Raw genomic sequence first — 14974 nt, forward strand, 5'->3', positions numbered from 1 at the left:
GGACGGCGCGCCGTCCCGCCATGCGCATCAATCGGCGCGCAGCCCGATCGCGTCGGTCAGCGCCGTGTAGCGGTCGATATCCGCATTGATCATGTCCTGGAACGCGCGCGGCGAGCTCGTGGTCGGCGTGAAGCCCTGCTCGCGCAGCGCGGCCTGCACGTCCGGGCGCAGCATGATGCGGGCGAGCGTCGTGTTCAGCTTGGCCACCACCGCCGGCGGCGTGGCCGCCGGCGCCAGCAGGCCGTGCCATTGGTCGAGCGCGTAGCCCGCCACGCCCTGCTCCGCCACCGTGGGCACCTCGGGCAGGAGCGGCGAGCGCTGCGGCGACGTGACGGCCAAGGCCCGCAAGCGGCCCGCCGCGATCAGCGGCGCGGCGCTGGACGCGGTGACGATCCCCATGCCGACCTGCCCCGACACCACGTCGGTCAGCGCCGGTCCGCAGCCCTTGTAGGGCACGTGCTGCAGCGGCGCGCCGGTGGCTCGCGTCAGCATTTCGCCGGCCAGGTGCTGCGGCGTGCCGTTGCCGCACGAGGCGAACGGCAGCGGCCGCTCCGGCCGCGCGGCGTTGCGCGCGTCGTCCAGCGTGCGCAGCGGCGAGGCCGCCGGCACCACGAACACGGACGGCACGAAGGCCACGTTGATCACCGCCGCGAAGTCGCGCTTGGGCGCGAAGCCCAGGTTGCGGTAGACACCGGGGTTGATGGCGAACGAGCTGTTGACCATCAGCAGCGTGTAGCCGTCCGGCGCCGACTCTGCCACGGCGCGGGCGCCGATGTTGCCGCTGGCGCCGGGACGGTTCTCGACCACCACCGACTGGCCGAACTGTTCCTGCAGGCTCGCGCCCAGGCGCCGCGCCAGCAGGTCGGTGCCGCCGCCCGGCGGAAAGGTCACCACGATGGTGATGGGGTGCGAAGGATAGGTGGCGTCCCCGGGCGTGTCGCCGGAGGGCGGATTGCCGCAGGCGCCGAGCGCCAGGGTCAGCAACAGCAGGGAGGATCGAAGCGCGCGTTTCATGATGCTTGCCTGTCGTGATGCGCCGGTCTCAGGCGTCCAGCCCGATGTCCAGCACTTTGGCGCTGTGGGTCAGCCAGCCCACGGCGATCTGGTCGACGCCGGTGGCCGCCACCGCCGCCGCGGTCTCGGGCGTGATGCGGCCGGAGGCCTCGGTGATGGCGCGGCCGCGCGCCATGGCGACGGCCTGGCGCAATTGGTCCAGGCTCATGTTGTCCAGCAGCACCACGTCCACGCCCAGCGCCAGGGCCGTTTCCAGCTGTTCCAGCGTGTCCACTTCCAGCTCGATCTTGACCATGTGGCCGACGCCGGCGCGGGCGCGCGCCACCGCGGCCTCGATGCCGCCGGCCAGCGCGATGTGGTTGTCCTTGATGAGCACGGCGTCGTCGAGCCCGTAGCGGTGATTGCTGCCGCCGCCCACGCGCACGGCGTATTTCTGCACCGCGCGCAAGCCCGGCATGGTCTTGCGGGTGCAGGTGACGCGGGCGCCATGGCCGGCGATGGCGCGCGCGATCGACGCCGTGGCCGTGGCCACGCCGCTCAGGTGGCACAGGAAGTTCAGCGCGACCCGCTCGGCGGTCAGCATGGCGCGGGCGTTGCCGCGAATGCGCGCGATCTCCGTGCCCGGCGCCAGGTCGGCGCCGTCACGCTGGGCGACGTCGAATTCGATGGCGGGATCGAGCGCGCGGAAGGCCAGCCGCGCCAGGTCCAATCCGGCCAGCACGCCTTCCTGGCGCGCCACCAGGCGCGTCTGCGCCACGGCGTCGGCCGGCACGATGGCGTCGGTGGTCAGGTCTCCGGCCCGCCCCAGGTCCTCGAGCAGGGCCGCGCGCACCAGCGGCTCCAGCATGACATCCGGCAGGGAGGGAATGGCCAAACGGGCGGCGGGCGCATCAGCATTAATGCTCATTTTGAGTATTTTGTGGTTAAAAAAAGGCGCGCAAATAATGCGCATGCACTTATGCTAAAGATGAGTATATGGCGTTGTCAAGCGTCACATGGCGCGTGACAGCGGCAGCTTGCTGCCGGCGATGGCGCGTTCGAGCAGCACGTCGCGGCGGAAGCGGAACAATTTGGCGGGGCGTCCCGCCGTGCCGGTGGCCATTTCGCCGGTCTCTTCCACCAGCGCCTGCTGTTCGATCAGGCGGCGGAAATTCTGCTTGTGCAGGCCGCGTCCGGCCAGGGCCTCGACCGCCAGCTGTAGCTGCAGCAGCGTGAACTGCGCCGGCATCAGTTCGAACACCACCGGCCGGTACTTGATCTTGGCGCGCAGCCGCGCGATGCCGGTGGCCAGGATGCGGCGATGGTCATGGCGCATGGGCTCGCCCGGCAGCGGCGCGGCCGCGTCGGGATGGCGGCGCGCCGCTTCCGGCACCAGGCCGGCCTCGAACAGCAACTCGTAGCGTTGCAGCACCATGTCCTCGTTCCAGGCGGCGCCATCCAGACCGAAGGTGATGGCGGCGCGCTGGCGGCGGCGCTGGCGCGCGGCGTCGTTGTCCGTGTCGTCGCACCAGGCCTGCAGGCGCGGCACGATCACCTCGTCCACCAGCGCCGGCGTGCCCGCGCGGCGGTCTTCCCACGGAAAGTAACGGTACCAGTCCTGCCAGCCGACTTGCGCCACGCCGGTCTCGCCGGCCTCGCGCGTCAGGCCGAGGTAGCTGACCGACATGACGCGCGCGCCCGACTCGTCGGAACGGTCGCCGTCTGCGAAGGTGTAGAGCTGCTCGACGTAACCGAGCGGATGATGCGTCTGCGTCTCGACCCAGGCCCGCAGGCCCGCCTGCAGCGAGCGGTGCGACAGCTCGAACGGCCCCGCCGGCAGGGCCCGCGCGTCGTCGGTGGTCAGCACGCGCGGCTCGCCGTTGGTGACGGCGACCAGGACGGCGACGAGTTCGGCGTGGACGGAGCGTTCGACGGATTCGGTCAAGGTGGCGGATGAAAATGAGAGAAACCGGGCGCGGTGACGCGACGCCGCGAGGCGCTCGGCATTATAAGGTCCGGGCCCTGCAACAGCCCCTTGCAAACGTGACAGCGCAACCCGCCGCAAGGGCCGCGCGCGGCCCTAAGATGAAGAGGAATCCCCGGCGCGCCGCCATCCTGGGACGCCCGCAACCGGAGCCGTCATCATGCTGAAAACCGTCACTGATTCCTCCGCCGCCGACAACAAACCGGACACGGCCGCGGAGCCCAAGCCGCCCGTCGATCCCCGCAAGGGCACGGGTATCCTGCCGATGCCGGACCAGAGCGCCGTGGTCGCCGGCATGCCGCGCCGCGGCCGCGCCATCGAGGCGCCCGGCGACCCCGGCATCATCACGCCCGAGGACGACGTGCTGGACACGTCATACGAAAACCGCAAGAACTGAACCACGCGCGCCGCGTCGCGGCGCGCGGCAATCAGGCGACCTTGGCCACCGCGTCCTGGCGCGTGTCGACCACCGTCAGGATGGCCAGGAAGCCGCTGATGTCGAACACCTCGCGCACGTGCGGCTGCATCGCGCACAGCGCCAGGGCGCCCGAGCCCTGCTTCAGGCGCTTGGCCAGCACCAGCACCACGCGCAGGCCGGCGCTGGAGATGTAGTTCAGGTTCGACATGTCGAGCACGAAACGGCGTTCGCCTTTCTCGACGTGCGACAGCAGGTCGGCTTCAATGCCGGCGGCGTTGCCGCTGTTGATCTGGCCTTCGGGCGAGACAACCAGCACTTCCCCGACCTTCTCGATTGCGAGATTCATAGTGGTTCCCGTAAATGACCGACGCCCCGGATCCCGGCGCTTGCGGGCGGCGGCGCGATGCCGAGATGATACGCGAGGCGCCCGCGCAGCCAAACGCAAACGTCGAACGACAGCCGCAAGAGGCCGGCCCGTTACGCCAGCGGGCCGCAATCGGGCATACTTCCACCTGCACGTGTACCACTGAACGCAAGGCGACCATGCCCCCTCAGCCCGATACGCTTGACCTCGTACCCGACGCCCGCGCCGTCGCCTCCGCCATTGAATGGCTCGAGGCCATCGCCGAGCGCGACGCCTGGTCTCCCAAGCTGAGTTTCGGTCTGTCCTTGAGTCTGGACGAAGCGCTGACGAACATCGTTTCGTACGCCTTCGACGATCCCTTGCTCGCCCCCGATCCCGCCCACGTCAGCCTGGCCTGCCGCCAGGATGACGAGTGGATCTCGCTGGAGATAATCGACAATGGCCGTCCGTACGATCCCACCAAGACCCCGCCGCCCCCATTGGCCGCGACGCTCGATGACGCCGAAATCGGCGGCCACGGCGTGCGGCTGATGCAGCACTATCTGCACGACCTGCGCTACACCCGCAACGGCAATGAGAACCGCCTGACGCTCGTGATGCGCGCCGCGTGACCCTCACTGGCGCGTTCGATCAAGGCGCGCTATCGACAACTCGCAGTGCATAGACAGAAAGTACCGAACAAAACCCGGTCATCTGTCACTCATGCATAGCCCGTGCGCCGGTCGCGCGCGGACCTCGCCCAGATGCCGCCCGTGAACGCTCCCTATCGTCCAGAAGGATTGCTTGCCCGCCCCTTGTACGCCCGCGTCGACGCGAGCGCCGTGGCCCACAATCTCGCGCGTCTGCGCGCCACCCTGCCCCGCGCCGTGGCGTCGGGCGCCGCCGCGCCGCGCCTGTGGGCCACCGTCAAGGCCGATGCCTACGGCCACGGCCTGGCGCGCGTGCTGCCCGCGTTGCGCGGCGCCGACGGACTGGCGGTGCTGCACCTGGACGAGGCGCGCGCCTGCCGCCGGCTGGGCTGGGACGGCCCGGTGCTGGTCTACGGCGGCCTCTACTCACAGGCCGACACGCTGCTGCTGGACACGCCGGGCCTGCACCTGGTCATCACGCATGCCGCGCAACTGGACTGGCTGGCACAGTCCCCTGCGGCCGAGCGGCCGTCGGTCTGGCTGCGCTTTGCCGGCGACATCCATCACACCGGCTTCAACGCCGACGACTACCGCGCCGCGTTCGCGCATGCCGGCAGCCTGGCCGCGCGCGGCCTGGTCGGCGAGGTCGGCCACCTGAACCACTACGCCCGCGCCGACGAAACCGATGGCGTGGATGATGCCGACGCGCGCTTTCGCGAGGTCATCCGCGACTTGCCCGGGCCGGTCTCCACCAGCAATTCCGCCGCCATGCTCGGCCACGCGGCGCGCGCCGCGGCCACGCAATGGGTACGACCGGGCCTGGCGCTGTACGGCGCCAGCCCGTTCGCGCACCGCAGCGCCGCGCAACTGGACCTGCGGCCGGCGATGTCGCTGCACTCGCAGGTGGTGGGCATCCAGCGCGTGCCGGCCGGCGCCGGCGTCGGCTACAGCGGCGCGTTCCTCGCGCCCACGGCGATGGACGTGGGTATCGTCACCTGCGGTTATGCCGACGGCTACCCGCGCCACGCGCCGACCGGCACGCCGGTGGTGGTGGCCGGCATCCGCACGCGGCTGCTGGGCCGCGTTTCCATGGACATGATGGCGGTGGACCTGGGCCCCGTGCCGCATGCCGCGATCGGCTCGCCCGTGACCCTGTGGGGCGCGGAAGGCCTGCCGGTGGAGGAAGTCGCGCTGGCGGCGGGCACCATCGCCGCCCAGTTATTGACGGGCTTGAGCGCGCGCGTGCCGGTGGCGCTGGCCGGCGCCGGCGCGGCGCGCTGAATGGCGCGGCCCGCGCGCCACGCTGACGACCTGACGCGAACCGCGGCCCCGCCGCCGCGCTCAGGCGGTTTCTTCGCGCGGCCGGGCCGGCGCGAACAACAGGAACAGCAAGGTCGCGACCAGGTAGATCACGCCGGTCGCGGCCAGGCCCGCGCCCATGCCGGCGGCGCCGAACATGGCGCCGACCACCAGCGGCCCGGCCATCTGGCCGAGCTTGTCGGCGGCCCGCATGACGCTGGTGGCGCCCGCGGCGCCGTAGCGCTGCACGTCCGGCAGCGCCAGCATGTAGGGCGACTGCGACGCGCCGGCGAAGCAGCTGGCCAATGCCAGCAACAGCACCGCCGCCGCCGCGGCCAGCAGGCCGCTGTTGAAGTACAGCCCGAGCATGCCGAGGCTGCCGACCAGGCCGCCCAGCACGATCCAGCTCTTCTTGATGCGGCTGCGGTCCACCACCCGGCCCATCAGCGGCCCGACGTAGATGACGCACAGGCCGTAGATCATCAGCACCCGGCCGATGCTGGACGCGGCCACGCCCTCGGCCTCCAGGTACAGCGGCAGCGCGAACGACAGCAGGCCGACCTGCGCGATCGAGAACGGAATCACGCTGCCCACCAGCAACAGGCCGAAGTCGCGGGTGAACAGCAGCTTCAAGGTGTCCGACAGATGCGCGCGGGCGCGCCCGGCGGCCTGCGCGGCCAGCTGGCGGCCGCGATCCATGTAGGGGCGCATCAGGATCAGCACGCCGGCCAGCGGCATCACCAGCATCACGGCGCCCACGGCGAACACCGCGCGGAAACCGACCTGCTCCATCAGCATCGCGCCCACCGCGGCGCCGGACAGGTGGCCGGCGAACAGGCCGGCGATCACGCCGGTCATGTTGCGGCCGCGATATTGCGCCGGGCTGCGCGTGACGATGAAGCCCTGCAGGCCCATCCAGGTCAGGCCGTAGCCCAGGCCCACCAGGCCGCGCGCGGCGCTGAACATCAGCAGATTGGAAGCGGCCGCGCACGCCAGCATGCCGGCGGCGGACACGCCCAGGCCGGCCAGCACCGGCACCTGCCAGCCCTTGCGGTCGGTCAGGCGGCCGGCCAGCAGCGAAGTCAGCAGGCCGCAGCCCATTTCCACGGAGATCGGCAACGCCAGCAGCAGATTGGCCGGCAGCTCGAGCCCGCCCGCGGACAGGCTGCGCGCATACAGTGGCAGGAAGCCCAGCGGCAAGGCCCACGCGAACAGGAAGCCGAACATCACCGGCCGCGCGATGCGGCCCACCTCGGAAGCGTCGTCCGGGCCAACGCGGCTGCCATCGGGCAGCGTGGCGCGCGCGGCGAAGGCGCGGTTCATCAGCAGCGCCAGCAGCAACAGCATCTCGATCGCGGCCACCAGCGCCACCGCCACCACGGTGACGGCATCGAGCGCGCGGCTGCGCACGCCCGCCGCGATGACGTCGCTCGACAGGCGCAGCACCAGGTCGCCGTGCGCCTTGGGATCGGCCAGCGCCGCGCCCAGCGGCAGCACCAGCGTCAGGTCATCGGCCTGCGGCCGGGTCGCCGGCAACGCCGACACGTCGAGCGCGCCGCGCGCGTCGGCGCCATACAGCACGCGGCCGTCGCGATCGGCCAGTTCGATCTGCGCGACCGCCGGGAACGTGCCGGCCAGGCGCGTGAACGGCGCTTCCACGCCGCGCAGCCGGTCCACCTCGAGGCCGTAGCCGAGCACCCGGTTCAGGTCGCGCTGCAGGCCCTCGGCCAGCAGCCCGACGTTGTTGCGCGTGACTTCCACCCAGCCGCTGCGGAACGTGGAAATGGTGTAGGCGGCGTACACGCCCTGCGCCAGCACCAGCGCCAGCAACGGCACCACGAAGCGCGCGCGGCCGCCCGCGGCCAGCGAGGTCAGCGGCACGATGTACTTGAAGACGGCGGCCAGGCCCAGCCCGACCAGCACCGTGACGGCCAGCAGCACCTGCAGGTTGTCGATGATGAGCCGGCGGCTGGCCTCGCCGTCCTTGGCGGCCGACAGCACCACGGCGCCGACGCTCTTGCCGCCGGCGGCGGCCAGCGGCACGGCCACCGTCACGCGGTCGTCGTGCACCGCGACCAGCGCGCCGGAGCCGCGGCGCGCCAGGCCCGCGACCAACGGCCCGCCCGCGTCGAGCGTGCGCGCCAGTTCCGCGGCGTCCTCGGGCAGCTCGCCCTCGGTGGCCACGGCCTGGCCGTCGGCCATCAGCACCGCCGCGCCCTGCACGCCGCGCGAGCGCGCGACGCCGTCATGCAAGGTGTCGCGCAGGCCGAAATACTGTTCCAGCGGCTTGCCCAGGCGCAGGCCGTTCTCGATATTGCCGGCGACGCGACGCGCCACCACTTCGACGCGGTCGGCGGTGGTGTCCACCACCAGCCGGTTCAACGCCGACAGGCTGAGCGCGCCGATAAGCGCCTGCGCCAGCAGCAGCACGGCCAGACAGGCCAGAGTGACTTCCAGTACCGGGCGACGACGCAACCCATCGAGCACTACTTGTATTGGTTCGCTACGCATGGGGCCACGCCGTCGCAAAGTATTTACACACGGGCACTAATGGTATTTACAATTAATGCAAATTGCATCCTATTTCACGCCTTCACCTCATCCGCCGCCTATCGCCCCCATGTCGTTGCGCTCGCTCCGTAGCAAGATTTTTCTACTGGTCGTAGCGCTGCTCCTGGCGGTCGCGGCATTCGTGATGCTGACCTCGCAGCGCAACGTCACCCGCACGGTGATGAACAGCGAGCGCCACGCCGTCAGCAACGTCATGGAACTGGTGCTGCGCGACGCCGAGGCCCGCTGGGGCGCGCTGCTGGCCGACAAGATCTCCACGGTGCGCAGCGGCCGGCGCCAGCTGATGCAGAGCGGCACCGTGGTGGCCGCGGCGCTCGGCGCCTATGCCGACCTGGCCGAGCGCGGCATCATGACGCCCGGCGCCGCCAAGGGCATGGCGCGCGCCTGGATCAACCACCTCAAGCTCGACGACCGCCGCTACGCCTTCGTCTACGACGCCGACTTCCAGGTGCTGGCCAGCGGCAATCCCGACATGATCGACCGCGACCTGTCGTCGCTGTCCGACTTCAAGAACCGGCCGCTGGCGCAGGCGCTGCTGGAAGAGAGCCGCACGTCCGGCTACGGTTTCGCGATCTACCGCTGGCCGCCGTCGGCGCAGCGCGGCGACGGCGAGACGCGCTACGCCTACTTCGGCTATTTCCGCCCGTGGAACTGGGTGTTCGCCATTTCCGACAGCGCCCAGGACGTGATCGAGCAGATCGAGACGCGCCGCGAGCAGCTGGAAAATTCGGTGCGCGACACGCTGTCGAAACTGACCCTGGCGCAGTCCGGCTTCATCTTCATCGCCGCCGACGACGGCCGCATGATCGTGCCGCCGCCCGAGGCCCGCGCCGGCCTGCTGGACGCCAAGGACGGCGGCGGCGAGACGCTGCGCGCGCTGCTGGCGCGCCAGGATGGCGGCGGCAAGCTGCAGAGCCTGCGCTTCGAGGGCGGCGACGGCCCCTGGCAGATCGAAAGCGCGCGCTTCGCGCCGCTGGGCTGGACCGTGGTGGCGGTGGTGCCCGAAAGCGACCTGACCGCGCCGGCGCGCGAGCTGCTCAACCGCCAGGCGCTGATCTTCGTCGGCATGATGCTGGTGGCGCTGGTGTGCGCCTGGCTGGTGGCCGCGCGCATCGTGCGGCCGCTGGAAACGCTGACCCACTACGCCCGCCTGCTGCCCGAACAGGACCTGACCGCGGAATCGGCCGTGCCCGCCCACATCGCCGCCCTGCCCGACAGGCACAAGGACGAAGTGGGCCGGCTGGCGGCGTCGTTCCTGTTCATGGACCGCAAGCTGCGCGAGAACGTCGCCCGCCTGATGCGCGAGACCACCGCGCGCGAACGCTTCGAGAGCGAACTGAACATCGCCCGCGCGATCCAGCTCGGCCTGCTGCCGGTGCCGCTGTCGCCCATCACGCGCGAGCAGATCGACCTGAACGCGGTGATGCTGCCGGCCAAGGAAGTGGGCGGCGACCTCTACGACTATTTCACGCTGCCCGACGGCCGACTGTGCCTGGCCATCGGCGACGTGTCGGACAAGGGCGTACCGGCGGCGCTGTTCATGGCGGTCACGCGCACCCTGATCCGCGCCACCGCCGAGGACGAGACCGACCCGGCGTTGATCATGCAGAAGATCAACAACCGCCTGTCCGAGAACAACCCGAACATGATGTTCGTCACGCTGCTGATCGGCGTGCTGCACATGACCACGGGCGAACTGAAGTGGGCCAACGCCGGCCACCTGCCGCCCGCGGTGGTGGGCGCGGATGGCGTGGTGCGGCTGCTGGAAGGCCGCAGCGGCCCGGCCTGCGGCGTGCAGGAAGACCTGACCTACCGCTGCCTGTCGACGGTGCTGGCGCCGGGCGAAATGCTGGTGGGCTATACCGACGGCATCACCGAGGCCGTCAATCCGCAGAATGCGCAGTATGGCGATCCACGCCTGCTGGCCGTGCTGTCCAACCCTCCCGTGCCGGCGGCCAACCTGGCCAAGCGTCTGCTGGAAGACGTGCAGGCCTTTGCCGACGGCGCGGAACAATCCGATGACATCACATTGATCGTGATCCGCCGCCCATGAAGACCTCGTTGCCCACCCTATTGCTGAGCCTGGCCCTGCTGGCGCCCGCCGCATGCCTGGCCCAGGCGGCGTCGCCCGCGGCCGGCGCCCCCACGGCGACGGCCGCCGCCGCGCCCCAGGTCTTTCCCACCAAGCCGGTGCCGCGCCCCGACGGCAAGAAATGGCGCATCGGTTATTTCGAGAGCGGCGACTACAGCGAATACCCGCGCACGCTGCGCGTCACCGTGGACGGCCTGCAGAAGCTGGGCTGGATCACCGTGCCGACCATTCCCGACGGCCTGAACGGCAAGCAGATGTGGGAATACCTGGCCGAAAACGCGCGCAGCGACACGCTCGAATTCGTGCGCGACGCCTGGTGGCAGCCCGGCAACTTCGACGCCGCGCAGCGGCCGGCGGTGCGCGCCGCGATCAAGCAGCGGCTGGAGGAAAAGAAGGACATCGACCTGATCATTGCCATGGGCACCTGGGCCGGCCAGGACATGGCGGGCATGGGCGCGCCGGTCCCGACCATCGTCGCCTCGACCAGCGACGCCGTCGGCGCCCGCATCACCCGCTCGGCGCAGGACAGCGGCCTGGACAACCTGCACGCCCGCGTGCAGCCCGAACGCTATCAGCGACAGGTCCGCCTGTTCCACGAAATCGTGCCGTTCAAGCGGCTCGGCCTGGTCTACGAAGACAGCCCCGAAGGCCGCACCTACAGCGCGGTCGACGCGGTCGAGCAGGTGGCGCGCGAGCAGGGCTTCGAGGTGCTGACCTGCAACGCGCCGTCCAACGGCATCGCGCCCGAGGCCGCGACCCGCAACGCGCTCGAATGCTATGCCAAGCTGGCGCCGAAGATCGACGCGGCCTATGTCACGGTGCACCGCGGCGTGACGCCGGTGTCGATCGACACGGTGGCCGAGATCCTGCGGCAGGCGCGCGTGCCCAGTTTCTCGATGCTGGGCTCGGAAGAGGTCAAGCACGGACTGCTGCTGAGCCTGGCCCAGGCGGACTATTCGTACGTCGGCCTGTTCTACGCCGAGACCATGGCGCGCATCTTCAACGGCGCCAAGGCCCGCGAGCTGAGCCAGGTCTGGATCGACCCGGCCAAGATCGCGCTGAACCTGCAGACCGCGCGCGTCATCGGCTTCGATCCGCCCGTGGATATCCTGCTGGCGGCCGACGAAGTCTACGAGGCCCGGTAACCCCCTGTTTCCATGGCGCGGCCCGAAATTTCGCAATGGCATAAAATCGGCACACGTGTCATGGCGATGGAACTAAAGCGCCAACCGGGTTACTCAATCACAGGGGCTGTTGAATCTCCTATGGGCCCGATCTCGGACACGCCGGATTTATTGGCTGCATGACAATTTCATCGGTTACCCCTTCATCGCCGTTCGTCTCTCTCGAAGCCTTCGCCAAGGCGGCGGAGAGCGGGCAGGACGTCTATGTCGACGTCGCGGGCGAAAAACTGCAGGTCCTGGGCATGGGCACCACGCCCGGCGGCCGCAGCGTGGCGTGGGTGGCGCCCAATGTCGACACGACCGAAATGTTCGCGCAGGCGCTGGCCCGCAGTTATGGCCAGGGCATCGCCAGCGCCGTGTCGCGCGAACTCGGCCTGGAACCCAACCCCGGCAAGCCGCTGTCCGCGCGCACCGTCGCGCAGGCGCTCGACATGGCGCAGACCTCGCGCGACGCGCTTTCCGGCGTCGACTTCCTGACGCGCCTGGCGCTGTCCGCCACCAACGGCGCGCCCGCCTTCCAGCAAGCCTGTAGCGATGCCGGCGTGGCGCCCGCCAGCCTCGATGCCGCCCGCCGCGGCGCGCTGGATCAGGCCATGCAGGCCCGCTTCGACCAGGCCGCCCAGTCCGGCCAGAGCCCGGTCTCTCTGGGCACCGCCGCCGCCTGGCTGCGCGACCTGCTCAAGGCCGGTTGAGGCCGGCCAAGGTCGGCTGGGCCCGGCGCCCAGGCCGCCGCCGATGGATTCCGGTCCGCGGAATCACGCCTCCAACGGTTTACTTGTTTTTACATTTCTGACGCTGAAAACGTGATTTTTGCCTCAATATTTCGATTTTCGAAATATTGTGACACGTGTAAGCTGCGATAATTCGCGGCATGCCGGTAGTAACTTGTAGCTTCATACACGTTTCTTTTCGCCTCCCATGACCAACCCCAGCGATTGCACAGCCGCTTCCCAGGAAGCGGATTTGCCGCCCATTCGCGCTGACGAAGGGCAGGGCTGGGACACGGGCGAGGAATACCTGCTGCGCGACCTGGTGCGGGAGCACTCCACCCGGCTGCAGCGCTTCATCATCAAGCACATCGGCAACACCACCGAGGCCGAAGACCTGGCCCAGCAGGCCTTTGTCGAAGCGGCCCGCTCGTACCGCAGCTTTCGCGGCGAATCGCAACTGTCCTCCTGGCTCTACGGCATCGCGCTCAACCTGGTGCGCAACTACCTGTCGCGCGCGCCGGAACGGCGCCACGATTTCGTCAGTGACAGCGTGCTGGCCGAACACGCCAGCGGCGACCTGTCCCCCGATCGAGCGCTCGAGCAGCGCCAGACCTTGACGCTGCTGCAGGAATCGCTGGACGAGCTGCCCGAGAACATGCGCGACATCCTGCTCATGGTCGGCATCGACGAAATCTCGTACGAAGACGCCGCCGCCCTGCTGACGGTGCCGGTCGGCACCGTGCGCAGCCGCCTGTCGCGGGCGCGCGCGGCGCTGCGCGACAAGCTGGCCCAGAAGGGCCTGCGGCTCGACGACTGAGCCGCCCGCCACTACGGCGCCCTGCCCGTTCCCGGCGCCGCCACCGGCTCGACCTGGATCACCGGCCCCTGCTGCGCGTTCGACTTGCCTTCCAGCACCGGCGCGGCCGTCGGCGTGCCATCCAGCCATTCCGAGGCGCGCACCGGTCCGCTGCTGCGGCGCAATTCCACGTTCGGCCCGAACACGATGCGGGTGCGCTGGCTCTGCGCCAGGTCGAGGTATTGGCCCGCCGTCATGCGGTCGCCGCCCCAGGTGGCGTTGAGCATCGGGCCGGTGCCGGCCGCGCCGGGCGTGGCCACCACTTCGCCGTTGATCGCGACCACCTTGGGCCGGATCAGGAACAGGCGCTCGCGCCGCTGCACGGTCTTGGACTTGTTGGAGAACAGCAGCCCCAGCCCTGGGATGTCGCCCAGGATCGGCACCTTGTCGACCTGCTCGGAATTCTGGCTGCTGTTGTAGCCGCCGATCAGCAGCGTCTGGTCGTTGCCGACGATGGCCAGCGTGCTGATGTTGCTCTTGCGCACCGTGGGCAGGTTGTCGATCTGGCGCTCTTCCTGGATGCGGCCGTCCTCGATGTCCACCGTCAGTTCGACTCGCGCGCCGTTCTTCGATTCGATATGGCGCGGCGTCACGCGCAGCGAGGTGCCGACGGTCACCGGCGTCACGGTGGCCACGCGCTCGCCGCGCGTCTGGATGTAGAACGTGTCGGACAGGTCGATCATGGCGCCCAGGTTGTCGGCCGTCAGGATCGACGGCTGCGACAGGATGTTCGCCTGGCCCTTGGTCTGCAACGCGCGCAGGCGCGCCGCCAGCGTGTTGCCGATACTCACGCCGATGGTGCCCGGCGACAGCGCGGCGCCGCTTTCCAGCGGCAGGCCGCCACTGGGGCCCAGGCCCAGGTTGCCGTAGCCGAAGGTGGTGGAGCCGGCGCGCGCGCCCCAGGTCACGCCCAGTTCGCTGACCAGGTCGGAGTTGACGTCCACGATCATCGCCTCGATCTCGACCAGCGTGCTGGGCAGGTCGAGCTGTTCGATCAGGCTGCGGTAGATGGGGATGCGGTCCGGGATGTCCTGCACGATGATGGCATTCAGGCGCGCATCGGCCTGCACCGTGGGTTCGCGCAGCCGCAGGCCGGACTTGCCGGCAACGGGCGCCGGCGCCTGGCCGCCGCCCTGCCCCGCGGCCGCGCCGGCCTCGCCGCCACCTTGCGGAAAGGCCGGCGGGTTGTCGCGCAGCGGCGCCGCGATGGCCGCCAGCGTTTCGTTGTTGGCCCCGCCGCCGCCACCCGTGATCAGGTTGCGCAGCACCGTGGACAGGCCCGGCGTCACTACCTTCTGGTCGCGGTAGCTGATGGTGCGGTCGTTGACCGAGGCGTGCTTGAGCCGGAACACCGCCACCTGCTGGCCGCCGGCGCCCATCGGCAAGGCCGCCACGGTACGCTCCACCAGGTCGACGTAGCCGGGCGGCCCCGACACCAGCGCGATGCCCTGGTCCGGCAGCTCGCCCCAGCCGAAGCGCGGATCCAGCACGCCCAGCTGCTGCAGCGCCTGGCGCAGCGCGCTGATGGAGCTGCCCATGGCGCTGACCGAACGCGTCTTCATGTCGTTGGTGCGGCTGACGAACAGCGTGCCGGCGTACACGAACCAGTTGAAGCCGTAAACGCCGCCCAGCCGGTCCATGAACTCGGTCGGCGTGTTGGCATTGAACTTGCCGTTGACCGTGCCCGAGACGTTGGGCCCGAGCTGCAATGACAGGCTGAAGCCGCCGGCGAATTCGCGCAGCAGCGTCTGCAGGTTCTCGTCGCGGGCATAGTAGCTGTAGGGCACGTTCGGCCAGTTCGGCGCGGCTTGCACGCCGGCCGCCAGGCCCAGCGACAACGCGGTCGCCAGAATCATCCGCTTCAACACTCTCTC

At 69.9% G+C, this 14974-nt stretch carries 13 protein-coding genes; 7 read left to right on the top strand and 6 right to left on the bottom strand.

Annotated elements, in window-relative coordinates; translation table 11 throughout:
* Window positions 1-27: 27 nt before the first annotated feature.
* The 3 genes from I6I07_RS03505 to I6I07_RS03515 form a co-directional block, all read right to left on the bottom strand.
* Window positions 28-1014 (bottom strand): tripartite tricarboxylate transporter substrate binding protein, encoded by a 987-nt coding sequence (locus I6I07_RS03505; RefSeq protein WP_061072460.1) that lies wholly within the window; start codon window positions 1012-1014, stop codon window positions 28-30.
* A 28-nt stretch (window positions 1015-1042) separates the two neighbouring features.
* Window positions 1043-1921 carry a carboxylating nicotinate-nucleotide diphosphorylase gene (nadC, locus tag I6I07_RS03510; RefSeq protein ID WP_198485659.1) on the bottom strand — a complete coding sequence of 293 codons (879 nt, stop codon included), beginning with the start codon at window positions 1919-1921 and terminating at the stop codon, window positions 1043-1045.
* 84 nt (window positions 1922-2005) lie between these two features.
* The gene (locus I6I07_RS03515; protein WP_198485660.1) at window positions 2006-2938 is read right to left on the bottom strand and encodes an NUDIX hydrolase; all 933 of its coding nucleotides are present in this window, start codon (window positions 2936-2938) and stop codon (window positions 2006-2008) included.
* Window positions 2939-3137: 199 nt separating this feature from the next.
* On the opposite strand from I6I07_RS03515, the gene I6I07_RS03520 reads away from it, so the two are divergent.
* On the top strand, window positions 3138-3374 hold the full coding sequence (locus I6I07_RS03520) for a hypothetical protein (protein ID WP_198485661.1): 237 nt from the start codon (window positions 3138-3140) through the stop codon (window positions 3372-3374).
* A 31-nt stretch (window positions 3375-3405) separates the two neighbouring features.
* Here I6I07_RS03520 and I6I07_RS03525 read toward each other — a convergent pair whose 3' ends face one another.
* Entirely contained in the window at window positions 3406-3741 is a 336-nt protein-coding gene (locus I6I07_RS03525) for an STAS domain-containing protein (RefSeq protein ID WP_006392861.1), read from the bottom strand.
* A 197-nt stretch (window positions 3742-3938) separates the two neighbouring features.
* Between I6I07_RS03525 and I6I07_RS03530 the strand changes: the two genes are divergently transcribed.
* Complete coding sequence (locus I6I07_RS03530; RefSeq protein WP_061072464.1) at window positions 3939-4370, top strand: ATP-binding protein; 432 nt, start codon at window positions 3939-3941, stop codon at window positions 4368-4370.
* A 132-nt stretch (window positions 4371-4502) separates the two neighbouring features.
* Complete coding sequence (gene alr / locus I6I07_RS03535; RefSeq protein ID WP_198485662.1) at window positions 4503-5669, top strand: alanine racemase; 1167 nt, start codon at window positions 4503-4505, stop codon at window positions 5667-5669.
* 60 nt (window positions 5670-5729) lie between these two features.
* On the opposite strand, the gene I6I07_RS03540 is transcribed toward alr, so the two are convergent.
* Window positions 5730-8198, bottom strand: a complete 2469-nt coding sequence (locus I6I07_RS03540; RefSeq protein WP_198485663.1) for an MFS transporter — start codon at window positions 8196-8198, stop codon at window positions 5730-5732.
* Between the two features lie 109 nt (window positions 8199-8307).
* Between I6I07_RS03540 and I6I07_RS03545 the strand changes: the two genes are divergently transcribed.
* The 4 genes from I6I07_RS03545 (at window position 8308) to I6I07_RS03560 (ending at window position 13061) form a co-directional block, all read left to right on the top strand.
* A complete protein-coding gene (locus I6I07_RS03545; RefSeq protein WP_198485664.1) occupies window positions 8308-10311 on the top strand; it encodes a SpoIIE family protein phosphatase in 2004 nt (667 codons plus the stop codon).
* Window positions 10308-11495, top strand: a complete 1188-nt coding sequence (locus tag I6I07_RS03550; RefSeq protein WP_198485665.1) for an ABC transporter substrate-binding protein — start codon at window positions 10308-10310, stop codon at window positions 11493-11495. The genes I6I07_RS03545 and I6I07_RS03550 overlap by 4 nt, the downstream gene beginning before the upstream one ends.
* Before the next feature lie 158 nt (window positions 11496-11653).
* Entirely contained in the window at window positions 11654-12226 is a 573-nt protein-coding gene (locus I6I07_RS03555) for a hypothetical protein (protein WP_198485666.1), read from the top strand.
* Between the two features lie 271 nt (window positions 12227-12497).
* Complete coding sequence (locus I6I07_RS03560) at window positions 12498-13061, top strand: RNA polymerase sigma factor (RefSeq protein ID WP_006392854.1); 564 nt, start codon at window positions 12498-12500, stop codon at window positions 13059-13061.
* 11 nt (window positions 13062-13072) lie between these two features.
* On the opposite strand, the gene sctC is transcribed toward I6I07_RS03560, so the two are convergent.
* Complete coding sequence (gene sctC / locus I6I07_RS03565) at window positions 13073-14956, bottom strand: type III secretion system outer membrane ring subunit SctC (protein ID WP_198487415.1); 1884 nt, start codon at window positions 14954-14956, stop codon at window positions 13073-13075.
* Window positions 14957-14974: the final 18 nt, after the last annotated feature.

It is taken from the genome of Achromobacter deleyi (assembly GCF_016127315.1).
Lineage (GTDB): Bacteria > Pseudomonadota > Gammaproteobacteria > Burkholderiales > Burkholderiaceae_B > Achromobacter > Achromobacter insuavis_A.